The 24,386-nt window shown below is 61.5% G+C and carries 17 protein-coding genes, 4 pseudogenes and 1 other annotated feature; of the genes and pseudogenes, 12 read left to right on the forward strand and 9 right to left on the reverse strand.

The genetic code is table 11. The features are described 5' to 3' along the window. Positions 1 to 34 precede the first annotated feature (34 nt). The 3 genes from K663_RS22005 to K663_RS22015 all read left to right on the forward strand — a co-directional run bounded on the left by K663_RS22005 (position 35) and on the right by K663_RS22015 (position 2,648). Positions 35 to 649, forward strand: a complete 615-nt coding sequence (locus tag K663_RS22005; protein WP_013521171.1) for a TetR/AcrR family transcriptional regulator — start codon at positions 35 to 37, stop codon at positions 647 to 649. After that, positions 646 to 1,350, forward strand: coding sequence for a glutathione binding-like protein (locus tag K663_RS22010; protein ID WP_013521170.1), 705 nt, complete (start codon positions 646 to 648; stop codon positions 1,348 to 1,350). Before K663_RS22005 ends, K663_RS22010 begins: the two co-directional genes overlap by 4 nt. A 128-nt stretch (positions 1,351 to 1,478) precedes the next feature. Further along, a complete protein-coding gene (locus K663_RS22015) occupies positions 1,479 to 2,648 on the forward strand; it encodes an AlbA family DNA-binding domain-containing protein (protein WP_020820181.1) in 1,170 nt (389 codons plus the stop codon). Positions 2,649 to 2,922: 274 nt separating this feature from the next. On the opposite strand, the pseudogene K663_RS22020 reads toward K663_RS22015, so the two are convergent. The 6 genes and pseudogenes from K663_RS22020 to K663_RS22050 form a co-directional block, all read right to left on the reverse strand. Next, positions 2,923 to 3,183 (reverse strand): annotated as a pseudogene (locus K663_RS22020) (transposase); the annotation flags it as partial. A gap of 63 nt (positions 3,184 to 3,246) precedes the next feature. Then, positions 3,247 to 4,304 (reverse strand): annotated as a pseudogene (locus tag K663_RS24115) (IS3 family transposase); the annotation flags it as partial. Then, positions 3,907 to 4,023, reverse strand: a sequence feature (AL1L pseudoknot). (Overlaps the previous pseudogene by 117 nt.) Before the next feature lie 805 nt (positions 4,305 to 5,109). After that, positions 5,110 to 7,191, reverse strand: a pseudogene (locus K663_RS22035) (Tn3 family transposase); the annotation flags it as partial. Positions 7,192 to 7,221: 30 nt separating this feature from the next. Continuing rightward, complete coding sequence (locus tag K663_RS22040) at positions 7,222 to 7,986, reverse strand: IS6-like element IS6100 family transposase (protein ID WP_001389365.1); 765 nt, start codon at positions 7,984 to 7,986, stop codon at positions 7,222 to 7,224. A gap of 32 nt (positions 7,987 to 8,018) precedes the next feature. Then, positions 8,019 to 8,387 carry a PepSY domain-containing protein gene (locus K663_RS22045; RefSeq protein ID WP_235589626.1) on the reverse strand — a complete coding sequence of 123 codons (369 nt, stop codon included), beginning with the start codon at positions 8,385 to 8,387 and terminating at the stop codon, positions 8,019 to 8,021. Positions 8,388 to 8,443: 56 nt separating this feature from the next. After that, the gene (locus K663_RS22050) at positions 8,444 to 9,334 is read right to left on the reverse strand and encodes a DUF1259 domain-containing protein (protein ID WP_008603797.1); all 891 of its coding nucleotides are present in this window, start codon (positions 9,332 to 9,334) and stop codon (positions 8,444 to 8,446) included. A 168-nt stretch (positions 9,335 to 9,502) separates the two neighbouring features. Here K663_RS22050 and K663_RS22055 point away from each other — a divergent pair, with 168 nt between their 5' ends. The 4 genes from K663_RS22055 (at position 9,503) to K663_RS22070 (ending at position 13,764) form a co-directional block, all read left to right on the forward strand. After that, complete coding sequence (locus K663_RS22055) at positions 9,503 to 10,453, forward strand: chromate resistance protein ChrB domain-containing protein (RefSeq protein ID WP_025160483.1); 951 nt, start codon at positions 9,503 to 9,505, stop codon at positions 10,451 to 10,453. Between the two features lie 2 nt (positions 10,454 to 10,455). Next, a complete protein-coding gene (gene chrA / locus K663_RS22060) occupies positions 10,456 to 11,853 on the forward strand; it encodes a chromate efflux transporter (protein WP_008603799.1) in 1,398 nt (465 codons plus the stop codon). Positions 11,854 to 11,927: 74 nt separating this feature from the next. Beyond that, positions 11,928 to 12,596, forward strand: a complete 669-nt coding sequence (locus K663_RS22065; protein WP_017184236.1) for a superoxide dismutase — start codon at positions 11,928 to 11,930, stop codon at positions 12,594 to 12,596. An 88-nt stretch (positions 12,597 to 12,684) separates the two neighbouring features. After that, positions 12,685 to 13,764, forward strand: coding sequence for a Cj0069 family protein (locus K663_RS22070; RefSeq protein WP_157838154.1), 1,080 nt, complete (start codon positions 12,685 to 12,687; stop codon positions 13,762 to 13,764). A gap of 84 nt (positions 13,765 to 13,848) precedes the next feature. On the opposite strand, the gene K663_RS22075 is transcribed toward K663_RS22070, so the two are convergent. Then, the gene (locus K663_RS22075) at positions 13,849 to 14,409 is read right to left on the reverse strand and encodes a recombinase family protein (RefSeq protein WP_017184234.1); all 561 of its coding nucleotides are present in this window, start codon (positions 14,407 to 14,409) and stop codon (positions 13,849 to 13,851) included. 167 nt (positions 14,410 to 14,576) lie between these two features. Further along, complete coding sequence (locus K663_RS22080; protein WP_014072603.1) at positions 14,577 to 14,999, reverse strand: MerR family transcriptional regulator; 423 nt, start codon at positions 14,997 to 14,999, stop codon at positions 14,577 to 14,579. A gap of 76 nt (positions 15,000 to 15,075) precedes the next feature. On the opposite strand from K663_RS22080, the gene K663_RS22085 reads away from it, so the two are divergent. The 5 genes and pseudogenes from K663_RS22085 to K663_RS22105 all read left to right on the forward strand — a co-directional run bounded on the left by K663_RS22085 (position 15,076) and on the right by K663_RS22105 (position 21,074). Then, on the forward strand, positions 15,076 to 15,471 hold the full coding sequence (locus K663_RS22085; protein ID WP_014072602.1) for a mercuric transporter MerT family protein: 396 nt from the start codon (positions 15,076 to 15,078) through the stop codon (positions 15,469 to 15,471). 12 nt (positions 15,472 to 15,483) lie between these two features. After that, complete coding sequence (locus tag K663_RS23645; RefSeq protein WP_004213249.1) at positions 15,484 to 15,813, forward strand: heavy-metal-associated domain-containing protein; 330 nt, start codon at positions 15,484 to 15,486, stop codon at positions 15,811 to 15,813. A gap of 37 nt (positions 15,814 to 15,850) precedes the next feature. Next, positions 15,851 to 17,269 (forward strand): mercury(II) reductase, encoded by a 1,419-nt coding sequence (gene merA / locus K663_RS22095; protein WP_004213247.1) that lies wholly within the window; start codon positions 15,851 to 15,853, stop codon positions 17,267 to 17,269. Positions 17,270 to 17,360: 91 nt separating this feature from the next. Next, positions 17,361 to 19,940 (forward strand): annotated as a pseudogene (locus K663_RS22100) (Tn3 family transposase); the annotation flags it as partial. Positions 19,941 to 20,039: 99 nt separating this feature from the next. Further along, a complete protein-coding gene (locus K663_RS22105) occupies positions 20,040 to 21,074 on the forward strand; it encodes an IS110 family transposase (protein WP_010338606.1) in 1,035 nt (344 codons plus the stop codon). Positions 21,075 to 21,363: 289 nt separating this feature from the next. Here K663_RS22105 and K663_RS22110 read toward each other — a convergent pair whose 3' ends face one another. Continuing rightward, the gene (locus K663_RS22110; protein WP_004213245.1) at positions 21,364 to 24,333 is read right to left on the reverse strand and encodes a Tn3 family transposase; all 2,970 of its coding nucleotides are present in this window, start codon (positions 24,331 to 24,333) and stop codon (positions 21,364 to 21,366) included. Positions 24,334 to 24,386 lie beyond the last annotated feature (53 nt).

The raw sequence follows: 24,386 nt of genomic DNA on the forward strand, positions 1-24,386 counted from the left end.
ACGAAGCCAACCACGAACCGATCCAGGAACGATCATGGCGCGCCCCAGAGAGTTTGACGAAGCAGTGGCCCTCGATGCCGCGATTCAATGCTTCTGGTCGAGGGGCTACGAAGCCACCTCGGTGCGGGACCTGGCCGACGCGATGGGTATCGCCGGCCCCAGTCTGTACAACACGTTTGGCGACAAACGCACGCTGTACCGGCAGGCGCTCGAACACTATGTCGAGCGAGGCTTTTGCGATCGGGTCCGGCGCTTCGAGTCCCAGTTGGCACCTCGTGCGGCCATCGGTGCGTTCTTCGATGAGATCATCGAATTGTCGCTGGCCGACGACCAGCGCAAGGGATGCCTGATCGTGAACTCGGCACTGGAGCTGGCACCTCACGACGCGGAGTTTCAGGCTGCACTGGCCGCTGTCTTGCGCGACATGGAGGCCTTCTTCTACCGTTGCGTCAAGGCCGGCCAAGATGCCGGCGCGATCAACATCACGTTGCCGGCCGATGATCTCGCCCGGATGCTGCTCGGCTTGCTAATGGGGCTGCGCGTCCTCGCGCGATCGCGGCCAGAACCGGAATTGCTGCGTGGGCTTGTCCGGCCCGCATTGGCGCTGCTCGATGGCGCCGGCACATCTCAACGACGGAGTCGCAAATGATCGACCTCTACTATTGGCCCACGCCCAATGGCCACAAGGTCACGATGTTTCTGGAGGAGGCTGGCCTCGAATACCGCATTCATCCTGTCGACATCAGTGCGGGCGACCAGTTCAAGCCTGAGTTCCTCGCGTTCTCGCCGAACAACCGGATGCCTGCGATCATCGACATGCAGCCGGTCGACGGCGGGGAGCCCGTGACCGTCTTTGAATCGGGCGCCATCCTGGTCTATCTTGCGGAGAAAACGGGTCGCTTCATGCCGACCGACCTGCGTGAGCGCAAGGCGGTGCTGGAATGGCTCTTCTGGCAGGTCGGTGGACTCGGCCCCATGGCCGGTCAGAACCATCACTTTGGCATCTATGCGCCCGAGAAGATCCCCTATGCCATCACGCGCTACGTCAACGAGACCAATCGCCTGTACGGTGTGCTCGACCGACGCCTGGCCGTGCAGGAATATCTCGCAGGTGAAACCTATTCGATCGCGGACATGGCGACCTACCCCTGGGTGGTGCCGTGGAAGCGCCAGCAGCAGGAACTCGACGAGTTCCCCAGTCTGCGGCGGTGGTTTGATGCGATTCGCAATCGTCCCGCGACGATCAGGGCCTATGCGCGCGGCGAGCCTTTCGCATCGCGTCCTGCGGTGACGGAGGAGGGCAAGAAGCTTCTGTTCGGTCAAACTGCCGCAGGCCCGCAGGCGCGCTGATACGTTTATGGTGCACACACCAGCGATTACTCAAAGTCAAAGCAATCACGCGACGTGGGCGTGCGCCAGCTGCTGCAGGGAGCTCGGGAATTCGTGGAGATCTTTCGAGGCGCGGGCATGATATCGCTATGACCATCGAACCGTGGGCGGACGCCCAGCTATCTGAAGATATTCCTCGGCTTGCTCAGGGCGGTGAGAGCGAGACTGTGGAATTCAAGCGAGAGCTGCCAAAGCAGGTGCGGGATCTTGCCAAGGAAATCGCGGCTTTCGCTTCCAGCAGCGGGGGCCGACTCCTTCTTGGAGTGGCAGACGACGGCTCGATTCCAGGAGTCGAAAATGCACATGACCCAGCGGTTCGAGATGATCTCGGCAGAAGGATCGTGGGCGTTTGCCAGATCATCGATCCCCCCGTCCGCCCGCAGATCGGCTGGACATCGGCAAATGGGCTCGGCGTTCTCGTCATCACTGTCGAGAAGGGTTCAGAGCCTCTGTACTACGTGGATTCGCGCGCGTACATCCGGCACGGCACGGTCTCCCGACCGGCGACGGCCTCAGAGGTTCGCGCTGCCTTGACAGCTTCCATGCCCGGGGAGGCCGCAGAAGGACCCAAGAATCATCCGGAGCTGTCTGCGCTGGCCGACGTGCTCGCCAACGTGCGACGCTGGAGCGATACGGACTCCGAGATGCGAAGCCTGAAACCCTGGATTGAAGATTGGTCGGCAGATGCGGAGGTCTATGCGTCAAAGCTGCGCGACCTGTCCGTCTCCGACTGGGCCATTGAGAGCCACGTCAATGAACGGTTGGAAGCCACAGCTGAGAAGCTCGATGAAGTCGCACAGTTCCGGCACTACCTCGGCGAAGGGGAAAACTTCAACGACGTGTGCAACTCCGCAGGCTTCGCTGCTGCGGAGTTGATGCGCGATCTGGTCGATCCTATCGAGGTCAGCGATGAGACACAGCGAAAAGTCCTGGAGGCGATTGCCAAACTTGCCCGCAAGTTGACCCAAATGTGGGACCGTGCCAACAAAGAGATCTTCGATGGGCGTGTCGAGAAAGCCCAGCAGGAAACCTATGGCATCGGCCAGCAAATCGCCACTTGGACCTATTTCAGGCTGTCTGTTGTGCCGGAAAGCACGCTGGCCGATCTGCGCCGAATCGGTCTTAGCCTGCTCCAACTGGTGTCCATGAGGGTCTACATGGATGGCGGCGCTTCACTACAGCGCATCGTCGATGATGCTCAGACTCTTGTGAAAGAGCTGAATGCGAACGTCGAGAGTTTCCTGCAGTTCGATCGCTGAGTACTGTGTGCGCCGCCGTTTGCCCTTGGGCGGCTGCGGGCCACGGCTGCCAGAGGCGTGCTCGCTCCAGCGGTACGGTGACCGTGCGCGCACTCAGCGTCTATGCGCTGGCGCGCGCCTCAGGTCGCCGGGAAGCACAATCCCCAGGCTCCCATGCAACTCCTGACATGGATGCGGTCCGTAGCTACCCGGAACCCGAATACCCTCTAAACCCGCGTCAGATATGGGTTTGCGTCCGTCCGATGCAAATCGAAAGTCCTTGACAGCGGACATTTTTTAGGATGTCGCGCTCCTCGGTCAGACGCTTGATCTCGGCCTTCAGTCGCCGGACCTCCGCCGAGTCCTTCGCCGTCGGCAGCAGTGCCGCCTCCGCGCCGTCGGCATTGGCAGCGCTCTTCGCCTTGCGCAGCCACTCGTACAGGCTGTGGGTGGAGACCCCGAGCCGCTGGGCCACATCGGCCACCCGGAAGCCACGTTCGGTTACCTGCTTGACCGCTTCGGCCTTGAACTCATCCGTGTACTGCCTGTTGCTCATAAACACCTCTGTCGTTGCCATGAATTATGGCTCCTAGGTGTCTACGAAAGGCTGGCCGGTCCAGACCTCCGTTTTGTACAAGCCGTTGATAGTTTCAGCCAGGGCGTTGTCATAGGAGTCGCCGGTGCTGCCCACCGAAGGCATCAGGCCAGCTTCCTCCAAGCGCTCTGTGTAGCGAATGGACACGTACTGACTCCCCCTGTCGGAGTGATGAATCAGCTTTTCATCGCTTGAAGGATGCCGTGCGTAGAGAGCTTGCTCCAATGCATCCACAACAAAGTCAGTGCGCATGTGGCTGCTGACTCGCCAACCCACAATCCGGCGGGCATAGACATCAATCACAAAGGCCGCAAACATCTGACCTTGCCATGTCGATACATAGGTAAAGTCTGCAACCCAAAGCTGGTTAGGACGTTGGGCTGTGAACTGGCGGTTGACGAGGTCTAGTGGGCATGGCCTTGCCACATCTGGGCGTGTTGTGCACACCTTCTTGCCACGCCGCGCACCCTCCAACCCTAGCTTGCGCATCAGGCGCTGCACCGTGCAGCGGGCAATAGGCAAGCCCTCTCGATGCATTTGCTTCCAGACTTTGATCACCCCATAAACTTGCCAGTTTGCATGCCATACACGTTGGATATGACCGCAACTCTCTTCGTCTGATTGGCTGCGCTTGCAGCGCAGCCATGGGCAGTTTCTTTGTTGAACCCTGCGTCTGTAGCCCGATGGGGCAATTTGCAGCAGTCGGCAAATTGGCTCGACCCCATAGGCATCACGGTACTTGTCTACAAAGTCAATCAGCTCTTGATGCGACGGTCCAGCTCCGCCTGCGCAAAAAAAGCGCTCGCAGCCTTGAGTATGTCATTGGCACGCCGCAACTCCTTGTTCTCCCGCTCCAGTTGCTTGAGCCGCTCACGTTCATCTGTAGTCAAACCCGGTCGTTGGCCTGCATCTATTTCTTTGCGCTGTACCCATCCATGCAGGGTACTGACAGAGCAGCCAATCTTGGGGGCAATCGATTCGCATGCACCCCACAGTGATGCGTAATCCGCTTGGCACTCCTGCACCAAACGTACGGCACGTTCACGTACCTCAGGGCTAAAACGAGCAGCTTTAGTGTTCATGACTCAATCCTCTCAGGAGTTGAGCCTCCACGGAAGCCGGTGCGATTCAGTTGGGCAATTGCAATTGCCATGGTGAAAGTGCCACGAACAGTCAAACATCTGGGTAAGTAAGGGCTTAGCGTGCTTTATTTTCCGTTTTCTGAGGCGACCCCTTTCTGGCCCCTTCTCGGGGCCATAGAGGGCCGGCGCTGCCTGGTCGGCCTTGTGGATCGTTTGGGGACAAAACGCCGGCTGGTGACAGTTGAGGGGCGTTTCTTGACACTTGGGGGGCAGCGCACCCCGGCGCGATGCTGACAGATGAGGGGCCGGCCTCGAAATCGGCCGGCTGGAGCCGCGCCGGAGGCCGTCGAGGCGGCCTATGTGCTTGATCGGGCTGGCTTTATCCACAGAAGTTGTGGATAAGCCTGTTGGCAAGGCCCTTGCCGTACTGACACTTGAGGGGCGGGGGTGCTGACAGATGAGGGGCGCGATCCTTGACACTTGACGGGCAGACTATTGACCCTTGAGGGGCTTATCCATTGACACTTGAGGGGCGGCCCTTCGAGCCTTTTCCTTGGCGTATCAACGGCTTGCGCGCGTTTTCCGGTCAAGCTAACCGGCTTTTAACCCTTCATAACCTTTATATTAAACCTAGTTGTTATAACCCGGTGTCGAAAAAAGCGGCAAACCGGCCCAAGGTGCCCCCGCAGAATGATCGGCCGCCGAAGGGGGGTGCCCCCCCTTCTCGATCCCACCCGGCCGCTAAAGGAGGGCATAGCGTGGATGGTACGCTAAACAACGCTAAGGGCGAACAATCAGCGAACGCTTAGGCGGCGCGGCTATCCGGCGGCAGATTGAGGGCCTTGCGGCCAGCGGAAGCGGCTGCTCGATCCCAGAGGAAATCGCCCGAGAAAGCAATATGCTCCCAACCTACTGGGGACGTATGGGCGAGTAGATCATCAGGCACCGCGACCGATGTTGATCGTAGATGCTGGGCGGCGGCATCCATGTAGATCGTGTTCCAATAGACGATCGCGGCGACGAGCAGATTGAGGCCGGACGCCCGATATTGCTGCGCCTCGTGGCTGCGGTCGATGATGCGGCCCTGGCGGAATGTGTAGATCGCCTGCGTCAGGGCATGGCGCTGCTCGCTGTTGTTGAGACCGGCATGGCATCGCCGGCGCAGATCGGGATTTTCTAGCCAGTCCAGCATGAACAGCGTCCGCTCGATCTTGCCGATTTCCTGTAGCGCGACATCGAGCTGGTTCTGCCGTTCGTAGGCAGCGAGCTTTCGCAGCATGACCGATGGCGCGACATGGCCGGCCTTGATCGACCCTACGAGGCGCAGCACGTCTTCCCATTGCTCACCGATGATGTCGGTGCGGATACGCTTGCCCAACAGCGGGGTGATGGACGGATAGGCCGTGACCGGCGCGATCGGCGCGAGCCGCCTGTCGGGGAAGTCGCGCAGGCGCGGGCAGAAGCGAAATCCCAGCATCGCGCACAGGGCGAAGACATGATCGGTCGCCCCGCCGGTGTCGGTGTAATGCTCGACGATCCTGAGATCGGTGCCGTGGCTGGTGAGGCCGTCGAGGACATAGGGCGCCTCATGCGTCGCGGCCGAGATCACTTTGACGTGGTAGGGCGCGCGCTGATCAGAATTATGGGTGTAGAAGCTGAAGCCATGATCGACGCCATAGCGGGCGTTGATATCGCCGCCCGACGCGCCGCGCTTCGCGGCCCTGAAGAACTGGCCATCGGAACTGGACGTGGTGCCGTCGCCCCATACTCGTGAGAATGGCAGGCGGTGGTGCGCGTTGATGAGGAGGGCCAGCGCCGCGCGGTAGCTGTCGTCGCGGATATAGGCGTCATGGGTCCAGAGGAGCTGATCGCGCGTGACGCCCTGACTCGCCGCCGCCATGCGCGACAGGCCGAGATTGGTCGCATCGGCGAGGATCGTGGCGAGCAGCGCGTTTTCATTGGGACACGGCTCGCCGGTACGCAGGTTGGTGAACGCCGCAAGAAAGCCGGTTTCCTGCGCCACCTCATGCAGTAGCTCGGTGATGCGGATGCGTGGCATCATGGCATCGAGCCGGTCGGCCAGCGCTTCGGCGTCGGGCGTCGCGATCGTGCGAACGGGGGATATCTGGAGGCGGTCGTCGCGATATCGCACACCCTCCAGAGCGTCGCGCTTCAGGCGCTGGGCAAATTTCTTAAGCCGCCAGTCAAGTTCGCGGCCCCGCTGTTCGAGCCATTCGCCGGCTGTGGGTGGCAGACCGAGAGCCGACACGATCGGCTTCGCCTGGGGTTCGCTGAGCAGGTAGCTGTCGAACCGGCGGTATCCTGCCGATCGCTCCACCCAGACATCCCCGGAACGCAGCTTGTTGCGCAGATGCGCGATCGTCGCGATTTCCCAGAGACGCCGGTTGATCTTGCCGTCATCGCCCACGACGATTTTCCGCCATTCCTTGCGGAAGGGCATCGGAGCGTCGGCAGGCAGATCGCGTTTGCCCGACCTGTTGAGGTCGCGCAGCATCTCGATGGCGGCGATCGTTTTTGCACTGCCCTTTCCGGCCCTGAACTGGAGCGCCTCAAGCAGGTCGGGGGCGAACTTGCGCAACGTCGCATAGCGGTCGGCCGCCACCGTCAGCGGATCAAGGTTGGCGGTTTCCGCGATTGTCGCCACTTCTGGCCTCGCCTTCAGGAGGGTGTTCCACCCGACCGATGCGTCCAGGGCCTCCATTGGATCTTCGCCGGTATCGACCGCATCGGTCAATGCGTCGATTGTCCTGCGAAAGATCAGCATCAGCCGCGCCACATTCTTTGACGTGGTGGCATAGCTGCGCGCCTGGGCGTTCTTCGCGCGGGTGAAGATGCTGCCGATGGCTCTGTTGCAAAGATTGGCGGCAGTCAGAGGTAGGCTGTCGCTCTGCGCCGATCAGGCGGCTGCTGCGAAATGGTGGTTGAGCATGCCCATGGCCTCCGTCAGCGCCGAGGGCCCAATGCCAAAAGCTCTCTCCACAAGGCGCACCTCGCCCCTGATGCCGGGCTGCAGGCACCAGGGGCGAGCCTGTCCTTTGCGCAGGGCTCGCATGACTTCGAATCCCTTGATCGTGGCATAGGCCGTGGGGATCGATTTGAAACCGCGCACCGGCTTGATCAGTATCTTGAGCTTTCCGTGATCGGCCTCGATCACGTTATTGAGATACTTCACCTGCCGGTGGGCCGTCTCCCGGTCCAGCTTTCCTTCGCGCTTCAATTCGGTGATCGCTGCACCATAGCTCGGCGCTTTGTCGGTATTGAGCGTGGCAGGCTTTTCCCAGTGCTTCAGGCCTCGCAGGGCCTTGCCCAGGAACCGCTTCGCTGCCTTGGCGCTGCGGGTCGGCGACAGGTAGAAATCGATCGTGTCGCCCCGCTTGTCGACTGCCCGGTACAGGTAGGTCCACTTGCCCCGCACCTTGACGTAGGTTTCATCCAGGCGCCAGCTCGGATCAAAGCCACGCCGCCAGAACCAGCGCAGCCGCTTCTCCATCTCCGGGGCGTAGCACTGGACCCAGCGATAGATCGTCGTATGGTCGACCGAAATGCCGCGTTCCGCCAGCATTTCCTCAAGGTCGCGATAGCTGATCGGATAGCGACAATACCAGCGCACCGCCCACAGGATCACATCACCCTGGAAATGGCGCCACTTGAAATCCGTCATCGTTCCGTCCGTCCAATCTCCGCCAAGCATGCTCAAGCTTCACGATTTTTGCAACAGAGCCCGCGGCCGAGCACCTGGCCTTCGGGCGTGACGAACAGTTCGATCGTCTTTCCGTCGCTGTTCTTGCCCTTGATTTCATAGAGCGTGCTTCCGTCCGCCTTTCGGGTGACTTGCTCCGCTTTGCTTATTGACGCGAGTTGCGCGCGTGCCGCGTTCATCGCGGCCTCGGGCACCTGAGCAAGCGGGATGTCTCGTTCGCTGTGCTTGCCGATTATCCGGTTTTCGTTCGCCTCGTGGTTTTGCGCGATCGCCACGCCCGCGATCGCCAGCGCGGCCGCGCCCACGCCTGCGACAACAGTGAGAGTTCGTTTGCTAGCCATGTTCCATTCCACTTCCTGCATAAGGGCCGTGGGGTCGGGCGGGCGGCGGTTACGGCCCAATGAGCCGTCGTCCGAGTTCAACTCCTCTGATTGTTCATCCTGTCGAGCGCCGCGCGCAGCCCACGGGCGAGCTTGGCTGCGTCGTCGTTGGCCCAGAAGTGCATGAAGAACAGCCGCGGCTCGTCGTTTAGCATATGATTATGCAGCGCCGTGACCTCGATCCCGTTCGTCCGCAGCACGCGCAGGACCGGATCGACCTCGTTTGCGACAAGTACGAAATCGCCGGTGATGGCGGCTCGGCCGTCCCCGGTTGGCTGAAAGTTGATCGCGGTCGCCGTGCCCATCGTCGGCGGAGTCTCCATATCGCCGTCCATCAGCCGCTCGGCGCGCGGAAAGCTGTATTGGAGGATGCCACCGGCCGTCTTGCCCTCACCGCCCATCAACCGGTTGAGCGCGGCCACATCGAGGTCGAGCCGCGATGCGGCTGCGCTGGCCGAAGGCGATTGCGGCGCGGCGAGCGGGGTCCGACTGGCTGATAGCGCTTGCCGGAGCGCGGCCGCGAGCTTCACCGGGTCGCCGTGGCCGGCAATGTGCATGTACATGGTCGCAGGCGAAGAGCGGAGCAGGTGATTGTGGAGCGCGGTGATCGTAAAACCGCTTGCGAGCAGGCGGCTCAAAACGGGGTTCACCTCGTCGTGAGTCAGCACGAGATCGCCCATCACCATCGCCTCGTCGCCCATCGGCTGAAACGCCGCCCAAGAGCCGAGCGCGAGGGAGGGCTTGATCGTCACCCCATCCAGCGTGACGCTCAGGTCCGAACGCGGGAAGCTGTAGCGGTGAACGCCCCCCGGCTGTTCGGCCCCCGCTCGTCCTATCGCCCGGTCGACAGCCGACCAGTCCGGCGCTGCCCATGCCGGGCTTGCCAGCAGGAGGCTGGCGAATCCCAAGGCGATGGTCTTTTTCAGCATAATTGATCCTTCATCAGCGCACTCGACACGGAAAGCCTCACGTCATGCGAGCGCGCCGCCGGCGAGCCGCGACATTGCGCTCCGGTTTCTTTCTTCGGGATAAGCAGTCCTATGCTCATGAGGCTTGTGATGCAACCCTTACACTTGTAGGCTAGTGACGATACAACTATGACAAACACACAAGCTTCCCCTTGGTTGCTCCTGATCCCGCAGCTTCCGGCTAAGCCTGCCTATTTGCGGGTGAAGGTCTGGCGGCGTTTGCAGGCGATCGGGGCCGCGCCGCTCAAGAACGCCGTCCATGCGCTCCCCAATCGCGAGGACACGCGCGCGCTGTTCGAAGAACTGCATCGCGAGATCACCGAAAATGGCGGCGAGGCGCTGATCCTCGAAGCGCGCCTTGTCGGCGGCATGGGCGATGCGGAGCTGCGCGGAGTGTTCGACGCTGCGCGTGACGCCGACTATGAGGAGTTGGCACGCGAGGCGCGCGCGCTGTGTGAGGGCGAGTATGTCGCGGCGGCGGATGTGGGCCGCCTGCGCAAACGCCTGAACGAGGTCGCCGCGATCGACTTTTTCGGTGCGCATGGTCGGCAGGCGGCACAGGCCGCCATCACCGAGGCGGACCGCCGCTCTCACCAACATCCCGATGTGAGCGGCCCCGGTGCGCCCGAGCTGACCCCGGCGGAGCTAAAGCGCCGCGTTTGGGTGACGCGCCGCCATGTCCATGTCGATCGCATCGCGTCCGCCTGGCTCATTCGCCGCTTCATCGACCCCGAGGCGAGCTTCAAGTTCGTCGAGGGCAAAGGATATGTGCCGGAGCCTGACGAACTGAGGTTCGACATGGCGGACGCTGAGTTCACCCACGAAGGCGACCGCTGCTCCTTCGAGACCTTGGTGTTCCTCACCGGTCTCGAGACCGACCCCGCGCTGCGGGCGCTCGGCGAAATTGTTCACGACCTTGATATTGCCGATGCTCGGTTCGAGCGCCCGGAAACTCCGGGAGTGAGCGCGCTTATCGCCGGCATCTGTGCCGGCACCGACGACGACGAGGAGCGGATCGCGCGCGGATCGACCGCGCTCGACGGATTCTATGCTCACTTCACCCGGCGAAAAGAGGACTAAAGATGGAGGCCAGCGCACGCGCTGAAATCGCAGTCGAGACGCTGCACGAGCACGGCATCAGCTTTGGCGAGGCGGTGCGCGTCTGGATCAGGGTCGCGCTGCTCAGCTTCGGCGGACCGGCGGGCCAGATAGCGGTGATGCATCGCATCCTGGTCGAGGAGAAGCGCTGGATCGGCGAGGAGCGGTTCCTCCACGCGCTCAACTATTGCATGCTGCTGCCCGGCCCTGAAGCGCAACAGCTAGCTGTCTATATTGGCTGGTTGCTCCATAAGACCAAGGGCGGCCTGGTCGCGGGCGCGCTATTCGTGCTGCCCGGCTTCCTCGCGATTTTAGGGCTCAGCTATGTCTATGTGCTGCTCGGCGAAGTGGCGCTGGTCGAGGGATTGTTCTTCGGATTGAAGGCCGCCGTGCTGGCGGTGGTGCTACAGGCGGTGGTCCGGGTGGGTTCGCGTGCCTTGAAGAACAACGTCATGCGCGGTTTTGCCGCGCTGGCGTTCGTCGCGATCTTCGTGCTCGACGTGCCCTTCCCGCTGATCGTGCTTGCCGCCGCGCTGATCGGCTTCTTCGGTGGCCGCGCTGGTTACGCCGCATTCAAGGGCGGCGGCGGACATGGTCCCGCCGGCGCTGAGATAATCCACGACCGCGACACCGCTCTTGGCGAGGGCCTTCCCGACCATGCCCGGCCGAACCTCTCTTGGTCGCTGCGCATCTCCGGCGTCCTGCTGCTGCTCTGGCTCGGGCCGGTCGCAGCGCTGCTGTTCGCGTTCGGCCCCGACGACGTGTTCAGCCGCATCGCCACCTTCTTCAGCCAGATGGCGGTGGTGACCTTCGGCGGCGCCTATGCGGTGCTCGCCTATGTCGCGCAGGAGGCAGTCGAGACCTATGGCTGGCTCCAGCCCGGCGAGATGCTCGACGGGCTCGGCATGGCCGAGACCACGCCCGGGCCGCTGATCATGGTGACGCAGTTCGTCGGCTTCCTCGCGGCCTTCCGCGAAGCGACCGGGCTGCCGCCGCTCGTCGCCGCGACCTTCGGCGCAATCCTCACCACCTGGGTTACCTTCCTGCCATGCTTCCTGTGGATCTTCGCCGGCGCGCCATTCATCGAGCGGCTGCGCGGCAACCGCGCATTGTCGGCCGCGCTTTCGGCGATCACCGCCGCAGTGGTCGGCGTGATCCTCAATCTGGCGGTCTGGTTTGGTATCCACACTCTGTTCGAGCAAGTCCGCGAAGTGCCGTTCGCAGCCGGCACCATCGATCTCCCAGTCCTAACGTCCGTCAACTGGCCGGCGCTGGCGCTCGCGGTGGGTGCGATACTCGCCATGTTCCGGTTCAAGGCCGGCATGCTGCCGGTGCTCGGCGTCTGCTCGGTCCTCGGGGCCGCATATGTAATGATCATCTGAAGGAGTGACGCGTGACGATCGACCATCTTTCCCGACGCAGTGCAATCGCAACTCTTGGCATCGGAGCCGCCGCCATGACTATCAACGAAGCCTCTGCGCAGACGCCGGCCGCAGCGCCGGCGGCTGTCCCCGCCTTTGCCGGAAATCATCAGGTCAAGCCGCTCAGGTTCAATCCCGCCAGGCTTCACGGCCTCTCCGAAAGGCTGATCACATCGCACCACGAGAACAATTATGCGGGCTCGGTCAAGGCCCTGAATATGATCGAGACACGACTTGCCGCCGCGCTCGCTGACACGGACCTGCCGCCGGTGGTCTATGGCGGATTGAAGCGCGAGGAGCTGCACCGCACCGGCTCGGTCGTGCTCCATGAGGTCTATTTCGACGGGCTCGGCGGCAACGGCCAGGCAGCCGGTTCCATCCGCGACGCGCTGGGCGCGGCGTTCGGCTCGTTCGACCGCTGGGAAGCCGACTTCCGCCGTACCGGGATGAGCCTTGCCGGCGGATCGGGCTGGTGCGTGCTCGTCTACAATCTCCACACGCGCTCGCTGCACAACCATTGGGCGTGGGATCATATGCACGGTGCGATTGCCGGCGTGCCGCTGCTCGCGCTCGATATGTACGAGCACAGTTTCCACATGGATTACGGCACCGCCGCCGCCAAATATGTCGACGCCTTCTTCCGCAACATCGACTGGGAAGTGGTCGACCGGCGCTATGCCGCGGCTTTGCGCGGCGGCGGCTGAACCCGACCGCCGTGGCTTAACACCCACTGCTGCGCGACACCTGAGTTCGCGACCACAAAGGGGACAGGTCCGATGGGGAGATGCAACAATGACATCCGGCCCGAACATCGCTCTTCTTTGGCGTGGGCAAGCAGCCGAGTGGACGCATCGCTTTCATGAAGCCCGGCAGTGGCCGATAATGCAGGCCTTGCGGGCGCTCGGGGCGACCGCAAGGCCTGTACTGTACAGGGACGAGGCGGTTCGCGAGATTCGGGACGAGCTGCTGTCGTGCGACGCAGTGCTGGTCTGGGTGAATCCGTTGGACATTTCAGGCGACCGCTCGCAGCTCGATCCAATGCTGCGCGAAGTCGCGGGGTGCGGCGTTGTCGTCAGCGCGCATCCTGACGTGATCGCCAAAATCGGCGTCAAGGAAGTGCTCTACACAACGCGATCCATGGAATGGGGCAGCGATGTCGATCGATACGTGGACGCTGAAGGCCTTCGCGCTCGTTTCCCCGAACATCTTGCCGCAGGCCCGCGCGTGCTGAAGCCGAACTACGGCAACGGCGGCAGGAATGTATGGCGTGTCCAACTAGACGAAGCGGGAAACGCTCCGGCTTTGAAAACGTCGGTGAAAGTTCAAGAGGCCCGCCAAGGAAGCAAATCGGAGCGCATCAGCCTAGCCGAGTGCTTGGAAAGGTGGGTGCCGTTTCTAAACGACGGCGGCGTGCTGATCGATCAGGCTTATCAGCCGCAGTCGTCCGAGGGCATGGTCCGCTGCTACGTGTGCGGGCACCGAGTGGTTGGCTTTGGGCACAACCTGATCACTGCGCTGATGACGCCAACGGCCATTGATACAACGTCGTCAACCCCACAGCCGATGGGCCGCGCCATGTTCGGACCGGAGGTGACGCGCTTCGCAGCCTTACGGAAAGCGATGGAGGATCGCTGGATTCCAGAGATGCAAAGGTTGCTGTCGATCGTCGACCACGATCTTCCGCTTCTTTGGGACGCCGACTTCCTATTTCGCCCTGGTGAAGCCATCAGCGATGGCTCCTATGCGCTTTGCGAGATCAATGCTAGTTCGGTTGCACCATTTCCGCCAAGCGCCGTCCAGCCAGTCGCCGCAGCGGCAATCGGTCGCGCTCTTGCCATTCGTTTGACGAAGGAGACCTCCAATCCTCATTGATATGATTCAAGCAATTCAAGAGACGTGACATTGGTCGTATCAATCAGACAAGCCTAAGGGTGAGCGAGGCTGGGTGAAACCGGCTCAGGTGGCAGCGCGGAGATACTGGTAGAGGGTTTCGCGACTGATCCCCAGGTCACGGGCGATGACGGCCTTGCGCTCGCCGTCATCAACACGGCGGTGCAGCTCGGCGACCATTTCGTCGGAGAGGGAACGTTTCCGCCCGCGATAAGCACCGCGTTGTCTGGCGACCGCAATGCCTTCGCGCTGCCGCTCCCGGATCAGGGCGCGCTCGAATTCGGCGAACGCACCCATGACCGAGAGCATCAGGTTGGCCATCGGGGAATCCTCGCCCGAGAAGGCCAGGCTTTCCTTCACGAACTCGATCCGGACGCCTCTTTTGGTGAGGGACTGAACCAGTTTGCGCAGATCGTCGAGATTACGCGCCAATCGATCCATGCTGTGGACCACGACGGTGTCACCCTCGCGGGCGAAGGCGAGCATGGCATCGAGTTCGGGGCGGTTGATGTCCTTGCCCGATGCCTTGTCGGTGAAAATCCGGTCGAGCGACTGCCCGTCCAACTGGCGATCGACATTCTGATCGAATGTGCTCACCCGGACGTAACCGATCCTCTGGCCTTTCATCGCCGCCTCCGGTCAAAATGTCAGGTTGAATTCTATGACACGGCGGAACATGCGTCAATAAATGCTTGCCATAACCCTATCCTGACAGAAACCGCCGCTGCATCCTGACGTCCGGTTAGGCTATACTCCAAGCTGACATCACAAAATCAAATCCCTCAAAGATGGCGTCAATTGCCTTGATGGGGTAAAAACTGGAGTGCTTCCAGGATGGGACATTCGGCAACGTCATCTCCAGTGCATCTGGCTAACGTGGTCGCCAGCGTCACCTCTATCTTCTGCAAATCTGCAATGCGGCGGCGGACATCTTCAAGGTGGAGTTCGGTTCTCGCCATAACCTCCGCGCAGGTTTGTGCACCGGTATCGGTGAGCGACAACAATGACCGTATCTCATCCATTGCATAGCCAAGGTCGCGCGCGCGCAGGATGAACTGCAACCTTTGCACCAGTTCCGGCGAATAGACGCGGTAGCCGTTGGAACTGCGAGGCGGCCCCGGCAGCAATCCCACCTTCTCGTAATAGCGGATGGTTTCGAGATTGCAGCCTGTTTTCCGGGCAAGCTGGGCACGCAAGATGCCGACCTGTTGCTCCATGAAAATACCTCTTGAGTCTGTAGTGGCTACAGAGCCTACACTGCGAATCACTCAGTTGGAACAAGGGATTCAAGCCATGGTCTCAACGCCGGAAGCGGGACAGCCAGCCCTCACCGAAAACCACGAGCCGAAGCAGGCAAACTGGGTTGCGGCGGGCGCATTGATCGGCGCGGGGCTCGCCTCGGCTTGCTGCGTCGTCCCGCTACTGTTGGTTATGCTCGGAATTTCCGGCGCGTGGATCGCCAACCTGACGGCGCTCGAACCTTACAAGCCCTATGTCGCAGGCGTAACGCTCGCGCTGCTCGGCTACGGCTTCTGGCATGTCTATTTCAAGCCGAAACCGCCCTGTGAAGACGGTTCCTACTGCGCTCGTCCACAATCGGCTTGGACCACCAAGGCGGTGCTGTGGCTGGGCCTTGCCGTCGCCATCCTGGCGCTCACCATCGACTGGTGGGCACCCTGGTTCTATTGAAAGGAAATACCCATGAAAAAGACAGTATGTATCGCTATGGCCGTGCTGGCTATGGCTGGCGGCGGGGTCGCCTATGCAGTTAGTGGCACGGCGCAAGATCGCCCCGCGGCTACCGCAACCGCTCAGAAGCAAACCACCTTTGCCATAGAGAACATGACCTGCGCCACCTGCCCGATCACCGTGAAGAAGGCGATGGAAGGCGTCGCCGGGGTAACGGCGGTCACGGTCGATTTCGCAGCCAAGACCGCGCGCGCAACCTATAACCCGCGCCGCACCAATGCTGCTGCGATTGCCGCTGCATCAACCAACGCGGGTTATCCGGCGCGCGCTATTCAAAACTGAGCGGGGCGCCGCCAGCGCCTCAAGAAAGTGATAAGCAATGAACGACTGTTGCAACCGCCCCGGGCAGGAAGGATTTGACGTGGCCGTCATCGGCGCGGGTTCTGCCGGGTTCTCCGCCGCGATCGCCGCTGCCGATCTGGGCGCGAAAGTGGCGCTCGTCGGTCACGGCACGATTGGCGGCACCTGTGTCAATGTTGGCTGCGTTCCTTCCAAGACGCTGATCCGCGCCGCCGAAGCGGTGCATGGTGGGCTTGCCGCCGCGCGCTTTCCCGGCCTTGGGGGCGCTGTCCAGATGGATGACTGGTCCGTATTGGCGGCGTCGAAGGACGATCTTGTCACGACGCTGCGCCAAAAAAAATATGTCGATCTGCTGCCCGCCTATGACGGTGTGAGCTATATCGAGGGCAAGGCACGCTTTGCCGATGGTGCGCTGATTGTCGGCGATGCGCCCATGAAGGTCGGCAAGGTCATATTGGCGATGGGTGCGCACGCCGCCGTGCCGCCGATTCCGGGGATGGACAGCGTGCCCTACCTAACCAGCACATCGGCGCTGGCGCTGGATCGCTTGCCCAAATCGCTGCTGGTGATCGGTGGCGGGGTGATCGGGGTAGAACTGGGACAGATGTTTTCGCGTCTGGGCGTTGATGTCACCATCTGCTGCCGAAGCCGCCTGCTCCCCGAAATGGACCCGGAAGTGAGTGCCGCGCTGAAAAACTATTTGGAAGCCGAGGGCGTGCGGGTTTGCGCAGGTGTCGGCTATCAGCGTATCGCCCAAACACAGAGCGGGGTCGAATTGACCTGCGAGGGGCATTGTGACACCGTCGCGGCGGAACAGGTGCTCATCGCCACCGGACGCCGACCCAATAGCGACGGGCTTGGGCTGGAGGAGCGCGGCATAGTGCTTGCCCGTAATGGTGGAATCGTCGTCGATGACCACCTCGAAACGTCGGTTCCAGGCATTTACGCGGCGGGCGATGTAACGGGACGGGACCAGTTCGTCTACATGGCCGCCTATGGCGCAAAACTGGCCGCGCGCAACGCGGTGACGGGCAACCAATACCGCTACGACAATTCCTCCATGCCATCCGTCGTCTTCACCGACCCGCAAGTCGCCAGCGCCGGCCTCACTGAAACGACAGCACGGGCGCAAGGCCTGGACATCAAGGTTTCGCTGCTCCCGCTCGATGCTGTGCCAAGGGCACTGGCAGCACGCGATACGCGGGGTCTCATCAAACTGATTGCCGACAAGGCGAACGACCGTTTGCTGGGCGGCCAGATCATGGCACCCGAAGGCGCGGATTCGATCCAGACACTGGTGCTGGCGATCAAACACGGCATGACCACCCTGGAATTGGGTGCAACGATATTTCCTTACCTGACCACTGTGGAAGGCCTCAAACTGGCGGCCCAAACGTTTGATAAGGATGTCGCCAAACTGTCTTGCTGCGCCGGGTGATTGCTCGGGGATCAACCGGCAACGAATGGCCTCCCTCCAGTGCAAGCCGCTTTGGTGTCAATTTTGTTATTCGCCTCAGCGGGAGAGCAAAATGGCACGACGCCGACTTCTGACCGGAGACGAGCGCCGGCGCCTGTTCGATCCTCCTGTCCAAGAAACCGCGATCATTGGGCATTATACCCTTTCTGCGGAAGATGTTGAATTGGTTGGGCGCCGCTATGGTCCAGCAAATCGCCTCGGTCTGGCTGCACAAATCGCTTTGATGCGACATCCCGGCTTTGGTCTGCAACCCGAGATCGGGCTTCCCGACGTCATTCTTCAGTACCTCGCGGCACAGTTATTCGTCGATCCTTCCTCCTTCTCTGCATATGGTCAGCGCGCGCAAACCCGTACCGATCATGCCGATCTCGTGGCGCGTTATCTTGGCATACGCCCGTTTCGACGCGGCGACCTGGCACTTGCCCTGAATCTTGCCGCGCAAGCCGCCGAGTATACAGACAGAGGTGAACCGATTGTTCGCGCCCTCATGGTTGGCCTGAAGGGTGAGCGGTTCATTCTTCCGTCAGGCGACACACTGGAACGCGCCGGTCTTGCTGGCCGGGCACGCGCACGCAAAGCTGCCGCAGCCGCAATCGTCGAAGGCCTCAGCTCTGCTGAACTGACACGGCTAGACGAACTCGTAATCAACAACCCGGATTTCGGCATGACACCGCTGGCGTGGTTGCGTAATTTCGAAGAAGCCCCGACTGCGGCCAATATCAATGGCTTGCTTGAGCGCCTGCGCTATGTTCGCGGCATAGGTATCCACCCGGTAGTTGGGGGCGCCATTCCGGAATTCCGCTTTGCCCAATTTGTCCGCGAGGGCGGCGTGGCACCGGCATTCCTGCTTTCGGATTACAGCGTCAATCGCAGGCGGGCGACGTTGACGGCCGCAGTGATCGACCTTGAGGCCAGACTTGCCGATGCCGCGATCCAAATGTTTGACCGACTTATCGGCGGCATGTTCACGCGCGCGCGGCGTGGGCGCGAGCGTCGCTACCAAGATAGTATTCAGTCGGTGGGGCAACTCATGCGGCTGTTTGGCGCCACGATTACAGCACTTGATGAGGCTGTCCAGAATGGCGGCGATCCGCTCGAATTGATTGACGAAGCGGTGGGCTGGCACCGGCTTGTTGCGGCAAAGGCCCAAGTAGATGCCCTTGCTGATCTTGCCGGCGAGGACGCACTGGTAACGGCAACCGAGCGTTACGCCACGCTACGGCGTTTCAGCCCGGCATTTCTGGACGCCTTCACCTTCAAGGCGTCTGGAACAGGGACGGCACTGATCAAAGCCATCGATGTCATTCGCGATGCGAACACACGAAAGTCGCGCGACCTTCCCGATGGCGTTCCACTGCCATTCCCCAATCGGCAGTGGAAGCGTCTCATCACCGAAAGCGGCCGTATCGACCGCCGACGTTATGAAATTGCGATCATGGCAACCTTGCGTGATCGTTTGCGCGCCGGTGATGTATGGATCGAGGGAACCCGCAACTATCAGCGCTTCGATGCCTATTTGCTGGGTCGGCGCGACGCCGCCAAAGTGGCGGATGTGCTTCCGTTCGATTCAAATGCTGCATCCTACCTCGCTGACCGGGCACGAAATCTTGACTGGCGGCTGCGCCGATTTGCCAAGCAGTTGAAAACAAACAAGCTTGAGGGAGTGTCGCTCGAACGAGACCGGCTCAAGCTTCAGCAAATGCCGCCTGTCACCCCACCGGAAGCTGAAGCCCTCGATCGCAAGCTCGATACCCTGCTTCCCCGCGTGCGCATCACCGAGCTGCTGCTTGAAGTCGCCGAACGCACTGGTTTTTTGAACGCATTCCGTGACCTGCGCTCAGGCAAGGAGCACGACAACCCCAGCACGGTACTCGCCGCAATTCTGGCTGATGGCACCAACCTCGGGCTGGAGCGGATGGCCAATGCCAGCGAAGGCGTCAGCTATGCCCAACTCGCATGGACCCACAACTGGTATCTTTCACCCGAGAACTATCAGGCCGCGCTGGCCATGATCATCTCAGCCCATCACGAATTACCCTTCGCGCGGCATTGGGGCGCTGGCACCAGTTCGTCGTCCGATGGCCAGTTCTTCCGGTCGGGGCGGAGCCGTTCAGGGGCGGCGGACGTCAATGCCAAATATGGCGCCGAACCTGGCGTGAAAATCTATTCTCACCTTTCCGATCACTTCGCATCATTCGGATCACGGATCATGTCCGCGACGGCAGGTGAAGCGCCTTACGTGCTCGACGGGCTTGTCCTGGGCGCCGGCAACCTTCCGTTGCATGAGCACTATACCGATACCGGCGGCGCCACCGATCATGTTTTCGCACTCTGCCACCTACTCGGGTTCCGCTTCGCGCCCCGGCTGCGCGATATTGGCGACCGCAAGCTGGGTTCGATCGCTGCGCCATCGACATACAAGGGCATCGAAAATCTGATGGGCCGCACCATCAAAACGGCAGCGATCGAGGCCGATTGGGATGACATCGTCAGGATTGTCGCCTCAATCAAGGATGGCACGGTGGCGCCGTCAGTAATCTTGCGAAAACTTGCCGCCTACAAACGCCAGAACAGGCTGGATTTTGCATTGGCTGAACTGGGCCGTATCGAGCGCACTTTGTTCACGCTCGATTGAGGGCGTAGCGTGGAAAGTACGCCAGACGATGGAGTGGATGGCTCCCGCTCACCGGCTGAGGCAGACTGCCTCGGCTGAAGAGCGAGGAGACGGACGATGAGTGAGATTGTCACGATTGGGCTGGATATCGCGAAGTCGGTGTTCCAGGTCCATGGTGTAGACGCTGCGGGTCAGGTGGTTGTGACCCGGCAATTGAAGCGCGGACAGATGTTGAAGTTTTTCGCGGCATTGCCTCCGGTTCTGATCGGGATCGAAGCCTGCGGAACGGCGCATCACTGGGGTCGGCAGCTCCAGAACCTGGGCCACGACGTAAAACTCATCCCGCCGATCTACGTGAAACCTTACGTCAAGCGGCAGAAGAACGATGCCGCCGATGCCGAAGCGATTTGCGAGGCGGTGACGCGGCCGACAATGCGGTTCGTCGAAATCAAGTCAGTTGACCAGCAGGCTGGCGGCGTGCTGCACAAAACGCGGGCACTGCTGATCAAGCAGCGGACGATGATGTTCAATGCCGTGCGCAGCCATCTGGCCGAATTCGGTCTTGTGACGGGTACCGGCGTGGCGCAGGTGGTGCGCATGGTCGATCGGCTTGCGAAAGGGGACGAACTCGATCTTCCGGAACTGGCGCGCGAGACACTCGGCGTCTTAGCGCGCCACATTCAAGAACTGCAGGACAAGCTCACCGGGATCGATAAGCAGTTGACCCGCTGGCATTATCGCAACGACGTCAGCAACATCCTTGAAACCATCCCCGGCGTTGGTGTGATCACCGCCTCGGCGCTCGCGTCGATGGTGACCAACGCGCAGAGCTTCAGGTCGGCCCGCCATTTCGCCGCCTGGCTTGGACTCGTGCCCCGGCAAAACTCGTCAGGTGGCAAGACCCGCCTGGGCAAGATTACCAAGGGCGGCAATCGCTACCTGCGACAATTGCTGGTCGTCGGTGCGACTTCAGTGCTGCGGCATGTCCGGGCGGGCAGCGTCAAAGGCTTTGAATGGGCCAAAGCCTTGCTTGATCGCCGTCCGCCCAAGGTCGTGGCCGTTGCTCTGGCCAACAAGATGGCGCGTATTGCATGGGTGGTGATGACGCGCGGCGTCGAGTATGAAAGAAAGGAATTGGCGATCGCAGCCTGATTGGCAGGCGATGGCAAAACAAGGTTGAGGTGTGAAGACCGACTGAAGGCAAGCCATTCGATCCACCGAGCTTCGGCAAACCTGCTTAGCGTACAGGACTTCGAGTCCGCGTAAACGATGAGGAGGCCAGGGCTGGCGGAATCCTTCAAGGCCAGCAGCCGTATAAAGGCTGCACATAAAGGCCGGACACGCGACTGCACTCGATATGGCATGTCAGAACGTCAGAAAATCGCACCGCAACGCGGGAGCCATCCACACGCAACGCTAAGGACGAACAGTCAGGGAACGCTTAGGCGACGCGGCTATCCGGCGGCAGATTGAGGGCCTTGCGGCCATTGGAAGCAGCGGCTCTATCCCAGAGGAAATCGCCGGAGAAAGCAATATGCTCCCAGCCAACAGGGGAGGTATGGGCAAGCAGATCATCAGGCACCGCGACCGATGTTGACCGGAGATGTTGGGCAGCGGCATCCATGTAGATCGTGTTCCAATAGACGATCGCGGCGATGACCAGGTTGAGGCCGGATGCGCGATATTTCTGTGCCTCATGACTGCGGTCGATGATCCGACCCTGGCGGAATGTGTAGATCGCCTGCGTCAGGGCATGGCGCTGCTCGCTGTTGTTGAGGCCGGCATGGCATCGCCGGCGTAGATCGGGATTTTCCAGCCAATCCAGCATGAACAGCGTCCGCTCGATTTTGCCGATTTCCTGTAGCGCGACGTCGAGCTGGTTCTGCCGCTCATAGGCGGCGAGCTTTCGCAGCATGACCGACGGCGCCACGTGTCCGGCCTTGATCGACCCTACGAGGCGCAGCACGTCGTCCCATTGCTCAGCGATGATGTCGGACCGGATGCGCTTTCCCAATAGCGGGGTGAGGGACGGATAAGCTGCAACCGGCGCGATCGTCGCGAGCCGTCGGTCGGGAAAGTCGCGCAGGCGCGGGCAGAAGCGAAATCCAAGCATGGCGCACAGGGCAAAGACATGATCGGTCGCCCCGCCCGTGTCGGTGTAATGCTCGGCGATTTTCAGATCGGTGCCGTGGCTGGTGAGGCCGTCGAGGACATAGGGCGCCTCATGCGTCGCCGCTGAGATCACGTTGACGTGGTAAGGCGCGCGCTGATCGGAATTATGGGTGTAGAAGCTGAAGCCATGATCGACGCCATAGCGGGCGTTGATGTCGCCCCCCGATGCGCCGCGCTTCGCGCCCCTGAAGAACTGGCCATCGGAACTGGACGTGGTGCCATCGCCCCAGACCCGCGAGAATGGCAGGCGGTGGTGCGCATTGATGAGGACGGCGAGCGCCGCGCGGTAGCTGTCGTCGCGGATATAGGCGTCATGGGTCCACAGGAGCTGATCGCGCGTGACGCCCTGGCTCGCCGCCGCCATGCGCGACAGGCCGAGATTGGTCGCATCGGCGAGGATCGTGGCGAGCAGCGCGTTTTCATTGGGACACGGCTCGCCGGTGCGCAGGTTGGTGAACGCCGCAAGAAAGCCGGTTTCCCGCGCCACCTCATGCAGCAGCTCGGTGATGCGGATACGTGGCATCATGGCATCGAGCCGGTCGGCCAGCGCTTCGGCGTCGGGCGTCGCGATCGCGCGTACCGGCGATATCTGGAGGCGGGCGTCGCGGTATCGCACACCCTCCAGAGCGTCGCGCTTCAGGCGCTGGGCAAATTTCTTCAGCCGCCAGTCCAGTTCGCGGCCCCGCTGTTCGAGCCATTCGCCGGCTGTGGGTGGCAGGCCAAGAGCCGACACGATCGGCTTCGCCTTCGGTACGCTCAGCAGGTAGCTGTCGAACCGGCGGTATCCCGCCGATCGCTCCACCCAGACATCCCCGGAACGCAGCTTGTTGCGAAGATGCGCGATCGTCGCGATTTCCCAGAGCCGCCGGTTGATCTTGCCGTCATCGCCCACAACGATTTTCCGCCATTCCTTGCGGAAAGGCATCGGAGCGTCGGAGGGCAGATCGCGCTTGCCCGACTTGTTGAGGGTGCGCAGTATTTCAATGGCGGCGATCGTTTTCGCGCTGCCCTTTCCGGCCCTGAACTGGAGCGCTTCAAGCAGGTCGGGGGCGAACTTGCGCAACGTCGCATAGCGATCGGCCGCGACCGTCAGTGGGTCGAGGCTGGCGGTTTCCGCGATCGTCGCCACTTCCGGCCTGGCCCTCAGGAGGGTGTTCCACCCGACCGAGGCGTCCAGGGCCTCTATAGGGTCTTCGCCGGTATCGACCGCATCGGTGAGCGTGTCGATCGTCCTGCGAAAGATCAGCATCAGTCGCGCCACGTTCTTCGACGTGGTGGCATAGTTGCGCGTTTGGGCGTTCTTCGCGCGGGTGAAGATGCTGCCGATCAGCTTGTCCGCCATCTCTAGGGCGCTGTCGGTCAGCCGTTCTTCAAGATCGAGCAGGAAGGCAACCAGCGTGGCGCGCCGCCGGGAGGGAATATATCGCTCGGTCATATAGGCAGGCGAAGCGCGGCCTTCCGTGACATATTGCCGAAGTCGGTCCGCATGGATGCGACCAGCCACCTCCCGGGAGATGCCGATCTTTCGCACTTGCCGCAAGCGGTCGAGAATCTGGCGGATATGATCGGGCTTGGCAGCGACAGGGATGGTCTTGAGGAATGCGAGCTGGCTCATGCCGCCGGCGTCGTCAAAGAGCTGGTCAAGGGCTTGGACCTGTTCAGTGCTGAGATCGGCAATCAGGGCGTAGGCAGCCTGCTTGCGGGCACGCGCACGCCCCGCGCTGCTGGCGCGCTCGATGGTGGAGATGGACGGTAGCAGAATCCGGGCCTCGCGAAGGGCGGTGACGACGCCGCTTGCGATCGTCATCCCCTTGTCGGTTGCCCATGCCGTTTTCGCGGCCGCTTCTATCATAAAGGGGATATCGGCGCGGGTCGGCCCCCGAAGGCCTAGGCGCGCCGCCAGCTCGCGGGCATGGTCCGTCATCGTTTGATCCCGTGCGGCATAGTCGGCCAGATCAGTTACGCGCAGGCCAAGCTGCTCCGCGACGAAAGCGGCGAGATCATGGGGTATCGCTCCCCTGTCGCGTATCAATTGCGCGAGGGCGATGCCCGGATGCCGCAAAAGGGCGAGCTGCAGCGCGACGCCCAACCGGTTCCGTCGCTCCCGCCGCGCGCCGATGATCTCAATGTCCGCAGGCTCGAAGGTATAGAGCCGGGCCAGATGGTCACGATCGGTCGGGATCGCGAGGATCTGGCCGCGCTCGCTTTCGGTCAAGAGTTGATGCTTGCGCTTTGTCATGCCGATTCCTGTCCACAAAAGGTCAATTGCGACTATGGACAGGCATGAGTAAA

Origin of the sequence: Sphingobium sp. MI1205, assembly GCF_001563285.1 — a bacterium.
GTDB lineage: Bacteria > Pseudomonadota > Alphaproteobacteria > Sphingomonadales > Sphingomonadaceae > Sphingobium.

Excerpts from the sequence above, each read along its gene's own strand:
- K663_RS22005 (WP_013521171.1), top strand. The coding sequence starts at position 35 with ATGGCGCGCCCCAGAGAGTTTGACGAAGCAGTGGCCCTCGATGCCGCG.
- K663_RS22010 (WP_013521170.1), top strand. The coding sequence starts at position 646 with ATGATCGACCTCTACTATTGGCCCACGCCCAATGGCCACAAGGTCACG.
- K663_RS22015 (WP_020820181.1), top strand. The coding sequence starts at position 1,479 with ATGACCATCGAACCGTGGGCGGACGCCCAGCTATCTGAAGATATTCCT.
- K663_RS22040 (WP_001389365.1), bottom strand. The coding sequence starts at position 7,986 with ATGACGGATTTCAAGTGGCGCCATTTCCAGGGTGATGTGATCCTGTGG.
- K663_RS22045 (WP_235589626.1), bottom strand. The coding sequence starts at position 8,387 with ATGCAGGAAGTGGAATGGAACATGGCTAGCAAACGAACTCTCACTGTT.
- K663_RS22050 (WP_008603797.1), bottom strand. The coding sequence starts at position 9,334 with ATGCTGAAAAAGACCATCGCCTTGGGATTCGCCAGCCTCCTGCTGGCA.
- K663_RS22055 (WP_025160483.1), top strand. The coding sequence starts at position 9,503 with ATGACAAACACACAAGCTTCCCCTTGGTTGCTCCTGATCCCGCAGCTT.
- chrA (WP_008603799.1), top strand. The coding sequence starts at position 10,456 with ATGGAGGCCAGCGCACGCGCTGAAATCGCAGTCGAGACGCTGCACGAG.
- K663_RS22065 (WP_017184236.1), top strand. The coding sequence starts at position 11,928 with ATGACTATCAACGAAGCCTCTGCGCAGACGCCGGCCGCAGCGCCGGCG.
- K663_RS22070 (WP_157838154.1), top strand. The coding sequence starts at position 12,685 with ATGACATCCGGCCCGAACATCGCTCTTCTTTGGCGTGGGCAAGCAGCC.
- K663_RS22075 (WP_017184234.1), bottom strand. The coding sequence starts at position 14,409 with ATGAAAGGCCAGAGGATCGGTTACGTCCGGGTGAGCACATTCGATCAG.
- K663_RS22080 (WP_014072603.1), bottom strand. The coding sequence starts at position 14,999 with ATGGAGCAACAGGTCGGCATCTTGCGTGCCCAGCTTGCCCGGAAAACA.
- K663_RS22085 (WP_014072602.1), top strand. The coding sequence starts at position 15,076 with ATGGTCTCAACGCCGGAAGCGGGACAGCCAGCCCTCACCGAAAACCAC.
- K663_RS23645 (WP_004213249.1), top strand. The coding sequence starts at position 15,484 with ATGAAAAAGACAGTATGTATCGCTATGGCCGTGCTGGCTATGGCTGGC.
- merA (WP_004213247.1), top strand. The coding sequence starts at position 15,851 with ATGAACGACTGTTGCAACCGCCCCGGGCAGGAAGGATTTGACGTGGCC.
- K663_RS22105 (WP_010338606.1), top strand. The coding sequence starts at position 20,040 with ATGAGTGAGATTGTCACGATTGGGCTGGATATCGCGAAGTCGGTGTTC.
- K663_RS22110 (WP_004213245.1), bottom strand. The coding sequence starts at position 24,333 with ATGACAAAGCGCAAGCATCAACTCTTGACCGAAAGCGAGCGCGGCCAG.